Source organism: Micromonospora sp. NPDC006766 (genome assembly GCF_040636055.1).
GTDB lineage: Bacteria > Actinomycetota > Actinomycetes > Mycobacteriales > Micromonosporaceae > Micromonospora.
The window spans coordinates 1-1071 of the sequence record NZ_JBEYIX010000142.1 but is presented as its reverse complement, the minus strand read 5'-3'; the positions used below and the strand labels follow the sequence as shown (position 1 = coordinate 1071).

1 protein-coding gene is annotated in these 1071 nt (G+C 62.6%); it reads left to right on the top strand.

Annotation, left to right across the window (positions count from 1 at the left end; translation table 11 throughout):
- Positions 1–233 precede the first annotated feature (233 nt).
- The gene (locus ABZ671_RS32760) at positions 234–908 is read left to right on the top strand and encodes a DUF4145 domain-containing protein (RefSeq protein WP_357865464.1); all 675 of its coding nucleotides are present in this window, start codon (positions 234–236) and stop codon (positions 906–908) included.
- The last annotated feature ends 163 nt before the right edge of the window (positions 909–1071 follow it).

Below are 1071 nucleotides of genomic sequence, written 5' to 3'. Positions count from 1 at the left end.
AAGTTATGTCCACAACGTACAGACGATCACGCGGTGGCCGCCTCGCGTCCACCCCGCTCTACCAGCGGCATCTCAAACGGCGGCTGCCGTACTAGTGCCACCGCATGCTCTGACGTTTGCCCTGGGGCCGGACCACCGACCGGCTCCTCTGCATTACGCCAGGGCCAGCGCACAGGCACGCCCACGGCTGGCGCGGGCCCCGAAACTGGTAGATGTCCGGCTAGATTGTGTCCATGTCCGACTTCTATGGCCCGACCAAGCATTTTGTCCTGTGCTACTACTGCCAGAAGCCCGCCAATGCGACGGAACAGGGCTCTGTCTACTCAAACAAGCCCGAAATAGGGCCGCCTTCCTTAATCACTCTGGTTTCATGTGACAACTGCGGCCAAGCGCTAGTCCTCGCACAAGAAGACTACGGCGAGGGGTGGGATGAGATGGTTCGCGTATGGCCAAGCGCTACGCGAGCTCTAAGCAGCGCCGTCCCTAAGCCGCTTCGCGACGAGCACAACGAGGCACGTAAGTGTTTCGACGCCAAGGCATACACGGCAGCGGCGGTAATGGTTGGGCGAACCCTGGAAGGCGTTTGCACCGAGAATGGAATTAAAGGGCGAAACCTGATCGGGTCTCTTCGGGAGATGAAAGAGAAGAACCTAATTGATGATCGGTTGTACCAGTGGGCCGATGAGCTACGCGTACTTCGAAACGAGGGTGCCCACTACACCGGGTCCCAGGTTAGCCGTGAGGACGCCGCGGACGCCTTAGCGCTCTCAGAAGCGATGCTGGACTACATGTATGTCCTCACCGCAAAGTTTGAAGAGTTCCGCCAGCGGCGCGCCGCTAAAGCTGCACCTACCCGACCCGCGCCGGCACAGTCACCAGCGGCTGAATCTCAGGCTGAGGTTCCCTGAGGCGGCCGGGCGAGGCGACTGCTGGCGCGGTCGTTGATGCTGCCGAATTGTTCTCTTATGAATCAAGGCGGCCCGCAAAGCGGGCCGCGCCGGCCCGGCCCCGGCCTGCTGGCGACCTCCGGCCGGCGACGGCCCGGGCCCGCGGGCCCCGCAGCGGCCGCAA